10 protein-coding genes are annotated in these 13,323 nt (G+C 32.8%); 6 read left to right on the forward strand and 4 right to left on the reverse strand.

Features of this window, described 5'->3' with window-relative positions; all coding sequences use genetic code 11:
• Window positions 1-42 precede the first annotated feature (42 nt).
• Window positions 43-3,474, forward strand: coding sequence for a glycosyltransferase family 117 protein (locus tag ACZ451_RS01475; protein WP_464215302.1), 3,432 nt, complete (start codon window positions 43-45; stop codon window positions 3,472-3,474).
• A gap of 64 nt (window positions 3,475-3,538) precedes the next feature.
• On the opposite strand, the gene ACZ451_RS01480 is transcribed toward ACZ451_RS01475, so the two are convergent.
• From ACZ451_RS01480 to ACZ451_RS01490, 3 genes are all read right to left on the reverse strand, one after another.
• On the reverse strand, window positions 3,539-3,835 hold the full coding sequence (locus tag ACZ451_RS01480) for a thioredoxin family protein (RefSeq protein WP_464215303.1): 297 nt from the start codon (window positions 3,833-3,835) through the stop codon (window positions 3,539-3,541).
• Between the two features lie 91 nt (window positions 3,836-3,926).
• A complete protein-coding gene (locus ACZ451_RS01485) occupies window positions 3,927-5,168 on the reverse strand; it encodes a metallophosphoesterase (protein ID WP_464215304.1) in 1,242 nt (413 codons plus the stop codon).
• Window positions 5,169-5,225: 57 nt separating this feature from the next.
• Window positions 5,226-5,948, reverse strand: a complete 723-nt coding sequence (locus ACZ451_RS01490) for a copper homeostasis protein CutC (RefSeq protein WP_464215305.1) — start codon at window positions 5,946-5,948, stop codon at window positions 5,226-5,228.
• A 205-nt stretch (window positions 5,949-6,153) separates the two neighbouring features.
• Between ACZ451_RS01490 and polA the strand changes: the two genes are divergently transcribed.
• Window positions 6,154-8,991: a DNA polymerase I gene (gene polA, locus ACZ451_RS01495; protein WP_464215306.1), complete on the forward strand. Its 2,838-nt coding sequence runs from the start codon at window positions 6,154-6,156 to the stop codon at window positions 8,989-8,991.
• A gap of 152 nt (window positions 8,992-9,143) precedes the next feature.
• Here polA and ACZ451_RS01500 read toward each other — a convergent pair whose 3' ends face one another.
• Window positions 9,144-9,635 (reverse strand): lipocalin family protein, encoded by a 492-nt coding sequence (locus tag ACZ451_RS01500; RefSeq protein WP_464215307.1) that lies wholly within the window; start codon window positions 9,633-9,635, stop codon window positions 9,144-9,146.
• A gap of 230 nt (window positions 9,636-9,865) precedes the next feature.
• Between ACZ451_RS01500 and rplM the strand changes: the two genes are divergently transcribed.
• The 4 genes from rplM (at window position 9,866) to tsf (ending at window position 13,159) form a co-directional block, all read left to right on the forward strand.
• On the forward strand, window positions 9,866-10,321 hold the full coding sequence (rplM, locus tag ACZ451_RS01505; RefSeq protein ID WP_464215308.1) for a 50S ribosomal protein L13: 456 nt from the start codon (window positions 9,866-9,868) through the stop codon (window positions 10,319-10,321).
• Entirely contained in the window at window positions 10,321-10,707 is a 387-nt protein-coding gene (gene rpsI / locus ACZ451_RS01510) for a 30S ribosomal protein S9 (RefSeq protein WP_464215309.1), read from the forward strand. Before rplM ends, rpsI begins: the two co-directional genes overlap by 1 nt.
• A gap of 265 nt (window positions 10,708-10,972) precedes the next feature.
• Window positions 10,973-12,094: a 30S ribosomal protein S2 gene (gene rpsB / locus ACZ451_RS01515; RefSeq protein ID WP_464215310.1), complete on the forward strand. Its 1,122-nt coding sequence runs from the start codon at window positions 10,973-10,975 to the stop codon at window positions 12,092-12,094.
• Window positions 12,095-12,184: 90 nt separating this feature from the next.
• Entirely contained in the window at window positions 12,185-13,159 is a 975-nt protein-coding gene (gene tsf / locus ACZ451_RS01520) for a translation elongation factor Ts (RefSeq protein WP_464215311.1), read from the forward strand.
• The last annotated feature ends 164 nt before the right edge of the window (window positions 13,160-13,323 follow it).

Consider the following 13,323-nt stretch of genomic DNA (forward strand, 5'->3'; position numbering starts at 1 on the left):
TTTTAATTGCTAAATTCGCCACAACTGTAAATCATAACATAAATGTTTTCTAAGGATTTTGAAAAATGGGACAAAATATTAGGTTGGACTGTTTTTTTTATTGCACTTGTAACCTATGGTATAACCGTTGAACCTACTGGTAGTTTTTGGGATGCCGGAGAATACATTGCTACTTCAGCAAAACTCCAAGTGGGCCACCCTCCAGGAGCACCATTATTACAAATGATAGGAGCTTTCTTTTCTATGTTTGCTTTAGAAGATAGCCAAATAGCACTTATGGTAAACTATGTATCCAGCGTTTCTAGTGCATTTACTATCTTGTTTATGTTTTGGACCATAACAAACCTTACCAAAAAACTAATCAACACGGACAAGATTATTTCTAACAGCCAAGCTATTGCAGTTTTAGGAAGTGGTTTAGTTGGTTCTTTAGCCTATACCTATTCTGATAGTTTTTGGTTTAATGCGGTAGAAACAGAAGTATATGCTTCTGCCAGTTTAATTATGGCACTTCTTTTATTTTTAGGATTAAAATGGGTAGATAATCTACACCAGCCTAGGGGTAATAAATGGATAGTACTCATCTCATTTGTTATAGGACTTACTTTTGGAGTGCAATTTATGGGCTTTTTAGCCATCCCAACTATTGGTTTATTGTATTATTTTAAAACCTATAAAACTACTACTATTAAAAACTTTTTACTTGCTAATATAATAGTAGTAGCTATTTTAATGTTGGTTTATAAATTCTCCTTAACCTATGTTTTAGTTGCTTTTGGATGGAGCGAGGTTTTCTTTATCAATACCATGGGGCTACCCTTTAATTCTGGCTCTGTAATTATGGGGTTACTTTTTATTTCTGCTTTTTATTTTGGCCTACGTTACACTCAAAAAAATGGATACAAAGTTGTAAACACCTTAGTTCTCTGCTTAATGTTCTTATTCTTTGGTTTTTCGTCATGGTTAATGCTTCCTATACGCGCTAATGCTAATGTAGTTATTAATGAAAACGACCCATCTGATGCCAGATCACTTTTAGCTTATTATAATAGAGAACAATACCCTGGTGTAGACAGTCCTGTTTATGGTGCATATTATACCGATATGTTTGCAGCACAAGGAGAAGCAAAAGATGACAAACCTAAATACGAAAAAGATGAAAAGTTAGGGAAATATATTATTGTGAATAAATACAAAGATGCAGGTGTTAAACCCAACAAAAAACACGTAGGTTTTTTACCCAGAATGTGGAGTGATCAGAATACTGAGAACTACATGAAATATTTTGGAGCACCAGAAATTTCAATGAAACCTAGAAGTGAAATTATAGACAACTTAGGTGAAGAATATAAAACCTTATATGAAAATGATCAAATTTCTTTAAAACAATATCAAGAATATTTAAAAATTCTTAATGATCAAATTGATCAAGTTAAAGAAATTGCAATAAAAAATAATAGTAATTATAAAAATGGAGAGATAAACGAAAAGGATTATATTAAATTCTTAAATAGTGCCACTAATGATTATATAAATGTAAAACCACCCTCGCTCATAGATAACATTAAATACATGACCCAGTTTCAGTTTGGATATATGTATTGGCGTTATTTTATGTGGAATTTTACCGGAAAACAAAATGACAAACAAGGCAGATATGATGATAATGGAAACTGGCTTAGTGGTATTAATTTTATAGATAGTTACCGCCTTGGGTCTCAGGACAATTTACCCTCTGAGATTTTAAATAACAAAGGAAGAAACACCTATTACTTTTTGCCATTACTACTAGGAATTATTGGTATTTTATTTCAGATTGGCAAAAACCCAAAACAATTCTGGGCACTTTTAGTTTTCTTTTTGTTTACCGGACTCGCTATTCAATTTTATACCAATCCTGGTATTTTTCAACCTAGAGAGCGTGATTATTCTTTAGTAGGCTCTTTCTATGTTTTTGCCTTATGGATAGGAATAGGGGTTTACGGTTTATTTGATGCCTTTAAAAAATTACTATCACCTAAAATATTAGCTCCAGCAATTACTGTAGCTTGCCTTTTAGCAGTCCCTATGGTCATGGCCTATGAAAATTGGGATGATCATGACAGATCTAACCGATTTACAGCTAATTCTACTGCTAAAGCTTACTTAGACTCCACACAAGAAAATACAGATGCTATTTTATTTACCATAGGAGATAATGATACTTTTCCGCTATGGTATGTGCAAGAAATTGAAGGGTATAGAACTGATGTTAGAGTAGTATGTACGAGTCTTTTTGCTACAGACTGGTATGTAGACCAAATGAAAAAACAGGCATACGAGAGCAGCCCTATCCCTTCTCAACTCACACATAATTTATACAGAACTGGGTCTAGAGATGTAATATACTACCAAAATATTGATGAAAGATATAATAGGAATATTTCCGAGAGTCGTTGGGATATTAAACAATTTATGGATTGGGTAGCAAGTGATAAGCCTCAAACCAAATTGAGAAGTATTGTATCTGAAGAAAATAGTTATCCGGAAAATACTCTAAATACGGTTATTTACCCTACCAATAAAATACGTGTTCCTGTAAATAAAAAAAATGTCTTAGAAAGTGGATTGGTAAAAGCAAAAGACTCTGCACTAATTGTAGATTATATCGATATTGATTTACCTAAAAGTGCTTTACCAAAAAACAGAATATTAATGCTAGATATTTTAGCGAATAATGACTGGAAGCGTCCTATTTATTTTTCTGGCGGTAGCTTTGACAATGGTGAATATTTATGGATGAAAGATTACCTACAACTAGATGGTTTAGCCTATAAATTAGTTCCTATAAAAACAAAATACGAAAGCATGTTTGATATGGGCAGAATAGATACTGATCTGATGTATGATATTGTGAAAAAATGGGGCTGGGGTAATGCTGGTGAGGATATTTATCATGACACGCAAACTAGAATTCAAGGTTTAACCTACAGAGGCAATATTGCAAGACTAGTAGAGCAAATGATTAGCGAAAATAAAATAGCCAAAGCAAAAGAGATGATTGATATTGCTGTAGAGAATATGCCCATAGAATCTTTTGAGTATTATGCTTTTGTAGAACCATTTATAGATGGATATTATAAAGTTGGTGAAACCAGCAAGGCAAGAAATCTATTTGGCAAATTAAAAATTATATATCAAGAAAGACTTGATTACTATGCTAGCACTCCTCTTGATGAACAACAGCGTAATTTAAATGAGATTATTACAGATATGGAAGCCTATAATAGAGCCGTAGATATCTTAATACGTAACGGAGATAAAGAAGAAGCTGAAAAAGAAACTTTAATTTTTAATGAATTTATTGATAAGTTCAGCAGATTTGTTGATAACAGCAAAGATCCTTTAGAGGATGTTATAGCACCAGCTGAAGACCCAGATATGAATGATTCTATAAAAATAGATTCATCAGAATCAGAAACTTTACAAAATTAAAAAGTCGATTTCACTTAAGAATCATAAAAAAACCGAGATGCTATCTCGGTTTTTTTATAAACTTTTATAGATACTCGTTTAAAATACCTATCAGCGTATTTGCGTCTTGCTCCCCACTCTGACGCCAGACCATTTCTCCACTTTTATAGATCATTAAAGTTGGTAGTCCTTTTACACGCAAAGCTTGCGAAAGCTCTTTATTCTTATCAATATCAATTTTAATTACTTTTCCTTTATCACCTAAAGCAGCAGCAACATCTCTTAAAACAGCATGCATGGCTGTAGATTGCTCATTCCAATCAGCATAAAAATCCAATAAAACAGGGATTTTTAAATCTATAAGTTCACCAAATTTAGACATAGTTTATAAAGTCATTATAGATCAAATGTAAGAAAAAATGTTAAAAAATATACGTTCATAACATTTTTGTAACATTACAAGAGCAAGTATCTTATGTAATTTGTTTCTTTTTTAAAGTAATTACAGTTATTTCTGGCCATATCCCTACCCTTCCAGGATATGCTAAAAACCCAAAACCTCTATTTACATTAATAAACTGCCCTACCTGTTCATATATACCTGCCCAATATTTATAACGCCAACTCACTGGGCTCCATTTAAACCAACCTGGAATTTCTATCCCAAATTGCATTCCATGAGTGTGACCACTTAAGGTTAAATGATAATGATACGGATCTTTAACTACAACATCTTCCCAATGGCTTGGATCATGACTCATTAGTATTTTAAAATCGTCCTTAGCAATTGCTTCTACAGCTTTATTTAAGTCCCCAGCTTTTTTAAAACCTCCTCTTCCCCAATTTTCTACGCCAACCAAAGCAATTTTATCTTCTCCTTTTTGCAAATACCTACTTTCATTAAGCAATAAGTCAAAACCCATTTCTTTTTGTAATTCTTTTAACTCATCGAGATTCTTAGCTTTTAAAATCGCATTCTGTTTGTCATCTTCATGCCATCGTATATAATCACCATAATCATGATTTCCTAAAACTGAAAATTTGCCATCTTTAGCTTCTAAAGTAGCAAACAAATCTGCCCAAGGTTTCATTTCTTCTACTTTATTATTTACCATATCTCCAGTAAACAATAGCACATCACTCTGCTGTTTGTTTATCAAATCAATAGCATATTCAATCTTTCCTCTATTATCAAAACTACCACTATGTACATCAGAAATTTGAGTAATTTGATACCCATCAAAAGCATCTGGCAAATCGTCGTACTCTAAAACATATTTAAGCACTTTAAAATTGTATTTACCTTTATACATTCCATAAAGTAAGGCGCCAAACGGTATTGCTGCTATCCCCATAGCAATAAGCCCTAAAAAACGTCTCCGCTCTGGAAAAACAAATGTTTTTGACGCACCAAAAAGTTTTTGATAAAATCCAAAAAGTATTCTAAAAATATCTTCGGCAAAAACAAAAACAACTGCCATGAGCATAAAAGCAAATGTTGCTAAAAAAAAACCAATTGCATAACTCCTCGGCTTTGTAATAACACGCCCCGTAGAACCTGTGTAAAACTGATATATTAGATTTCCAAAAACAGCTATAGCTAAAAGAATAAAAGCATAGTATACCCATATATTCTTAACTCCAGACTTTATGGCTTGAGAGGCATAAAATGTAAAGGTTATATAAATAATTCCAAAAATAATCCAACGCAACATATGCTATTTTTTTTGCAAATATATTTCTAAATATTAGGATGTATTAGCTATTTGGTTTTATTTAACTGCTTTTAGCACTTCTGCTATAATTGCGCTATTAGATATAGCAAGTTCATCGTCTTTTAAGAAGGCAGGCGCATTCATAGAAATTACCGGGGTTTTATCTAGTGTTTTTAACATTGAAGTTCCTGATAAATGAATTACATCAAAATTCTTTTCTTTGAACAACTTACAATTATCTGGAGTAATCCCTGATGCTGGAAGAATAGTAGTTTTTAATGATTTTGTTTTTAATTCTTCTAGCAACGACAGCCCCATTACTGCAGATTTTTGCTGTCCAGAAGTTAAAATATAAGCTACCTTTAAATTTTCTAGTTCAACTTGAGCCTCAAAAGGGTTTTTAATCCAATCAAAAGCCCTGTGAAACGTAAATTTTAAATCTTTAGTAGCCTTTATCAGTTTTTTTGTTCTTTCTATATCTAAGGTAAAGTTCTTATGCAAAACACCAGAAACTATTCCATTAAAACCCATTTTTACACAAAGTGCTATATCATCTAGCATACAATTAAATTCTTCATTAGAATAGGTAAAATCTCCACTTCTTGGCCTAATAAGCACATGAACAGGAATATGAATCTGCTCTTTTATACTTTTTAACAAACCATATGATGGCGTAATTCCTCCAACACCTAATTCTACACATAATTCTATTCTATCTGCCCCAGCTATTTCAGCATTTTTAGCTGATTCTAAAGAATTTGCACAAACTTCTACTAGCATATTGCTTTTATTTAAAACCTTAAAAGTACAAACACTCTTTTATGAAAGGAAGAAGATAAAGAAATTTAGATTGATTTTACGTTTCACTAATAGACAGAAAATGATGCTATAGATATTCCATAAGATTCTTATACAAAAGCTTCAAAAAACTATAGCGATACTATATAATCTTTTGTAGTTTTGAGATTCTTCAATAAAAAATAAAATGGCAGAAAAAAAACGACTTTTTTTACTAGACGCATTTGCATTAATATTTAGAGGTTATTATGCACTTATAAAAAATCCACGTATTAATTCCCAAGGTATGGACACCTCTGCTATCATGGGCTTTATGAATTCTCTTTTTGATGTGATTAGAAGAGAAAAACCAGATTATTTAGCGGTTTGTTTTGATAAAGGTGGGAGTGTATCCCGCACCGAAATGTACCCTGAATACAAAGCAAATAGAGACGAAACTCCAGATGCTATTAGAATTGCCGTTCCCTATATTCAAAATATATTAAACGCAATGCATATTCCTGTAGTTGTTTTAGAAGGCTGGGAAGCAGATGATATTATTGGTACATTGGCAAAACAAGCTGAAAAAGAAGACTATAAAGTTTTTATGGTTACACCAGATAAAGATTTTGGACAGTTAGTTTCCGAAAATATCTTTATGTATCGCCCTGCACGTATGGGTAATGGTATAGAAATATGGGGTATTCCTGAAATCCAAAAAAGATTTGGAGTACAACGACCAGAACAGGTGATTGATTATTTAGGTATGATGGGTGACGCAAGTGATAATATTCCTGGATTACCTGGCGTTGGAGACAAAACAGCCAAGAAATTTATTGAACAATACGACTCTATGGAAGGCCTTTTAGCGAATACCGATAAGCTAAAAGGTAAAATGAAAGAAAAAGTAGAATCAAATGCAGAATTAGGAATCCTTTCTAAAAAATTAGCTACCATAGAAACTAATTGCGATGTAAATTTTAAGGCGGAAGATTATATTATGTCTACTCCAGACAGTGAAAAAGTACAAGCACTTTTTGAAGAACTAGAATTTCGTAGGTTAAAAGATCAATTTTTAAAAATGTTTTTTACAGAAGCGAGTTCTGACACGGAGACAACATCTGATAAAACTGCCCCTAAAGCAATCAATAAAACTGCTGGTAGCGGTCAGTTTGATTTGTTTGGTGGGGACCCTAATGCTACACCCGATTCTGGCCAAGAATATTCTAGCAGAAAAACGATTAAAGATACGCCCCATGTATACCAGAGTGTTGCTAAAGGGATGAGCATGAAACTCTTTATGCAAAATTTACTAAAACAAACAGCAGTCTGTTTTGATACTGAAACAACAGGACTGAATCCGCTTACCGCACAATTAGTAGGTATTTCATTTTCTTGGGAAGCGGGAAAAGGTTTTTATATTCCATTTCCTGAAGACAAAGCTGAAGCGCAAGAAATTATAGAAGAACTAAGACCGTTTTTTGAGTCTGAAACTATTGAAAAAATTGGACAAAATTTAAAATATGATATTAAAGTATTGGATAAGTACCGTATTAAGGTAAAAGGAAAATGTTTTGATACCATGCTAGCGCATTATCTTATAAATCCTGATATGCGTCATAATATGGATGTACTCGCAGAAACCTATTTAAATTACACTCCAATTTCTATTACAGAATTAATTGGAAAAAAAGGAAAAAACCAACTCTCTATGCGAGAAGTTCCTTTGGAAAAGCAAACAGAATATGCGGTTGAAGATGCAGATATTACTTTTCAGTTAGCGCAACACTTTAAACCAGAATTAGCTGCTGCCAAAACAGAAGATTTATTTCACACCATAGAAATACCTTTATTACATGTCCTAGCAGATATGGAGTTAGAAGGCATAAACCTTGATAAAGGCTTTCTAAACTCTTTATCAGAAGATTTAAACAATGATATTACCACTTTAGAAGGTAAAATTTACGAAGCAGCTGGTGAAGAATTTAATATTGGTTCTCCAAAGCAATTAGGTGAAATTCTATTTAGCAAATTAAAGCTTGTGGATAAGCCTAAAAAAACAAAAACCGGGCAATTTTCTACTGCGGAAGATGTGCTTTCCTATTTAGCAAAAGACCATGAAATTATTAAAAATGTATTGGATTATCGTGGTTTAGCCAAGCTCAAAAGCACTTATGTAGATGCTTTACCTGAGCAAATTGAAGAAAGTACTAACCGGGTACATACGGATTATATGCAAACGGTTGCTGCTACTGGTAGACTAAGTAGCAACAATCCAAACCTACAAAACATTCCTATACGAACAGAACGAGGAAGGCAAGTCCGCAAGGCGTTTATTCCAAAAAATAATGACTATACATTGTTAGCAGCAGATTACTCACAAATAGAGTTGCGTATTATTGCAGCATTGAGCGAAGAGACCACTATGATAGAAGCCTTTAAAAAAGGAGAAGACATTCATACTTCTACTGCGGCTAAAGTTTTTAATGTTCCTTTAGACGAAGTTACTAGAGAACAACGCAGCAATGCTAAAACGGTGAATTTTGGAATTATATATGGTGTTTCTGCCTTTGGTCTTAGCAATCAAACAGATTTATCTAGAGGAGAAGCCAAAGAACTTATAGACACTTATTATAAGACCTATCCCAAGCTAAGAAATTATATGAGCGAGCTAGTAGATTTTGCTCGCGATAATGGTTATGTACAAACCGTTTTAGGAAGAAGGCGCTATTTAAAAGATATTAACGGTAGTAATGCCATAGTGCGTGGTGCAGCAGAACGCAATGCTGTAAACGCCCCCATACAAGGTAGTGCCGCTGATATTATTAAACTAGCCATGATTAACATTCATAAAAAATTAGCGCTAGGTAATTATAAATCCAAAATGCTTTTACAAGTACATGATGAATTAGTTTTTGATATCTATAAGCCTGAGTTAGAAGAACTCAAAGTGCTTATAAAATCTGAAATGGAGAATGCATACACTATGGCTGTACCTTTAGATGTTGAGTTAGGATTAGGTGAAAATTGGTTGGTAGCGCACTAATAAGCATAAAGATTAAATGCTTTGATGTTTACTTAAAGTCTATTCTCATTAAATGAATTAGACAGCTTTTTTACTGATACAAAATGTATAAACTAAAAACACCTCTTAAGCATTACTGCTTGAGAGGTGTTTTTTTATAAATTGTAAAAATATTATTGTCTTGAAAAAACAAGACTAGTACCTACTAAATTAACTTCGTCAAGAAATTCTCCAGGGACAGTCAACGTATCACCATCAATAGTGATCGTTATCGTCTGCGTCTCACCTTGATCTGGAGTGATTGTTAATTGATTTCCTTCCAAACTCCAAGTAGTTGTTAAAGTTTCAATATCCATAGGACAATCTACCATTAAAGTTAAAGGGTTAAATGTGCTTGCTGCATCTGAAACATTTCTAATTCTAGTTTCGCCAGTTCCATCTTGACTAAATTCTAATATTGCCAAGTCACAACCATCCGCTATTAATCTAGATATTATCTCTCTTACTAGGATAATTTCGCCCTCTAAATCTCCTGTTTCCAATCTTGTAAATTCCCAAACTCCAACAATAGGTTCTACTTGTGGAGTATTATCTTGTGAATCATTATCTGTTGAACAAGAAAAGCCAATAAAACTAATTATAATTAATACTATTAATTTGCGCATGATTCTTTTTTAATTTAAAACGAGCTGCACAATATAAAGAAAAAATAGGCGCTACAATAACTTTTAACATCTTATAAGGTCATAAAAAATCATTCAATATTAACCTATAAGAATCTGATTTAAAAAAATATTAAAATAATTCAGAAACAAGCACTTGTATTTCAAGTTAATAATTGTACATTTGCACCCCGTTAATCGGGATTTTAGTGTTTAATAAATAAAAAAGTACTGTGGACACATTAAGCTACAAGACGATTTCTGCAAACAAGGCAACTGTTGATAAGCAATGGGTGTTAGTTGATGCCGAAGGAGAAACATTAGGACGTTTTGCTTCTAAAGTTGCAAAATTACTAAGAGGAAAATATAAGCCAAATTTTACACCGCATGTTGATTGTGGAGATAACGTTGTTGTTATCAACGCTGAAAAAATTAACTTAACTGGTAATAAATGGGAAAGCAAAACTTACGTACGTCATACGGGTTATCCTGGCGGACAGCGTTTCCAGACTGCTAGAGAAGCAATGGATAAAAATGGAGTAAGTGTTGTTGAGCGCGCTATTAAAGGAATGCTTCCAAAAAATAGATTAGGTGCTGCAATTTTCCGAAATCTTAAAGTGTATGAAGGAGCAGAACATAGCCAAGAAGCACAAAAACCAACAGTAATTAACTTAAACGACCTTAAATAATGGAGGTAATTCATAAAATTGGAAGAAGAAAAACTGCTGTTGCACGTGTTTACTTATCTGAAGGCAAAGGAAACATTACAGTTAACAAAAGAGATTTAGCAGAGTACTTCCCTACTGCAACATTACAATATAAAGTAAAACAAGCTTTTTCATTAACAAACACAGAAGACAATTACGATGTAAAAGTAAATGTTTTTGGTGGTGGAATTACTGGACAAGCAGAAGCTATTCGCCTTGCTTTATCAAGAGCAATGTGCGAAATAGATGAGGAGAATAGATTAGTTCTTAAACCTGAAGGTTTATTAACTAGAGATCCAAGAATGGTAGAGCGTAAAAAGTTCGGTCAGAAGAAAGCTCGTAAGAAATTCCAGTTCTCTAAACGTTAAAAGCATATACATTACTATGGTTATATATCATGGTAATTTACAATTATTATCATACCAAAAGGTGCTAGAAAATAGCACCTTTTATAAGTTCATTGAAAATCTCAGAAATGGTTTTTGAGATTAAATTTTAAAACAAGTTGTTGTTATCTTGATATAAAAAAAGCATCAAGAAACTAGTTTAGCATCTAAATAGTAAAGGCCACAAAATCAATTTCGTGCCACTTCACTATTGCTAATTCAACAGAAAGTAAACTAAGTATAAAAAATGGCAAACAAGATTGAAGTAAAAGACTTATTAGAAGCAGGTGTACACTTTGGACACTTAACAAGAAAATGGAACCCGAATATGGCTCCATACATTTACATGGAACGCAATGGTATCCATGTAATTAACCTTTACAAAACGGCTGCAAAATTAGAAGAAGCTAATGAAGCACTAAAAAAAATAGCAGCATCTGGTAGAAAAATACTTTTCGTAGCTACCAAAAAACAAGCAAAAGACATTGTTGCAGAGAAAGTAGCAAAAGTAAACATGCCTTACATTACAGAAAGATGGCCTGGCGGAATGTTAACAAACTTTGTAACGATCCGAAAAGCTGTTAAAAAAATGGCTGCTATTGATAGAATGAAAAAAGATGGAACTTTTTTAACGCTATCTAAAAAAGAGCGTTTACAAGTAGATCGTTTACGTGCTAAATTAGAAAAGAACTTAGGGTCTATCTCTGAAATGACACGTTTACCTGGTGCATTATTCATTGTTGATACCATGCGTGAGCACATTGCAGTAAAAGAAGCTATAAAATTAAAAATTCCAATTTTTGCGATGGCAGATACAAATTCTGACCCAAGATTATTGGATTATATTATACCATCTAATGATGATGCCTCAAAGTCTATTGAAGCAATTTTAACTCATGTGACTGATGCTGTTGCTGAAGGTTTAGCTGATCGAAAATCAGAAAAACAAGCAACTAAAGAAGGTGCTGAAACTAAAAAAGAAGCTCCAAAAACTGAGGAAAAAGAAGTTGAAGCTGCTGCTCCTGTAAAAGAAGCGGTTAAAAAAGAAGAAACTCCTGTAAAAGAGGAAGCTAAAAAAGAGAAAAAAGAAAAAGCGCCAAAAGCCAAAAAAACTGAAACTGACGATTTAACAAAAGTTGAAGGGATTGGTCCAAAAATTTCTGAAATCTTCCAAAACGCTGGTATTGCAACTTTTGCTGATTTAGCTGCAAAATCTGAAGAAGATTTAAAAGCAATCTTAACTGAAGCTGGTTCTAGATATGCATCTAAAAACCCAGCATCTTGGCCTAAGCAAGCTAAAATGGCTGCTGATGGTAAATGGGATGAGTTAAAAGTTTGGCAAGACAATACCAAAGGTGGTATAGAATAATCTCAAAAAAATAAAATATTTAATTAACATTACCTAAAGTAACGCTAAACAAGGCTTTATTTTGGGTTAATTTTAAAAACACATATCAAAATGGCAAAGATAACAGCCGCAGAAGTAAATAAATTAAGAAAAGCAACCGGTGCTGGAATGATGGATTGCAAAAAAGCTTTAGTTGAAGCTGAAGGCGATTTTAATGCTGCTATTGAAATACTTCGTAAAAAAGGACAAAAAGTTGCTGCAAAAAGAGCTGATAGAGATTCTTCTGAAGGAGCAGCTATTGCAAAAGTTAATACAGATAATACCTCTGGTGCAATTATATCATTAAACTGCGAAACAGATTTTGTTGCAAAAAATGATAGTTTTGTTGCTTTAGCAAACGAATTAGCAGAATTAGCTTTAAACTACGACTCTAAAGAAGCATTTTTAGCTGCAGATTTTAATGGTATGACTGTTGAAGAAAAGCTAATAGAACAAACTGGTGTTATTGGAGAGAAAATAGAAATTGGAGGATTTAAAAAATTAAGCGCTCCTTATATTGGTTCTTATATCCATGTTGGTAATAAAATAGCATCAATTGTTGGTTTATCAGATGCTATAGACAATGCTGCTGTTGTAACAAAAGATTTAGCGATGCAAGTAGCATCTATGGGAGCTAAAACTTTATCGTATAAAGATTTTGATGAAAGTTTTGTAGCTGCTGAAACAGAAGCTAGAATTGCAGTTATTGAAAAAGACAACATAGAATTAGGTAGATTAGGAAAAACACTTAAAAATGTACCTCAATACATTTCTAGAGCTCAATTAACTGATGCTGTTATTGCTAAAGCCGAAGAAGATGCTAAAGCTGAATTAAAAGCTGAAGGAAAGCCTGAAAAAATATGGGATAAAATTCTTCCTGGGAAATTAGAACGCTTTATTTCTGATAACACTACATTAGATCAAGAACAATGTTTACTTGACCAAAATTTCATTAAAAATGAAAAACAAAGTGTTGCGGAATATGTAGCATCTGTAAATTCTGATTTAAAAGTAATTGGATTTGAAAGAGTTTCTTTAGTAGAATAAAAAAATCTCAAAATATTAAAAAGCCTTATTTCATGTAAATAAGGCTTTTTTTTTTGCGGTTTTATGAATTTATATAGTTAACCCTGAGTAAAACAACTACTTTAAATTTTTAGCACTATTAAAAAAGTTTGTATCCTACAGAAAATCAGGTAGTATTATAATAG

Source organism: Allocellulophaga tsushimaensis (assembly GCF_055383085.1).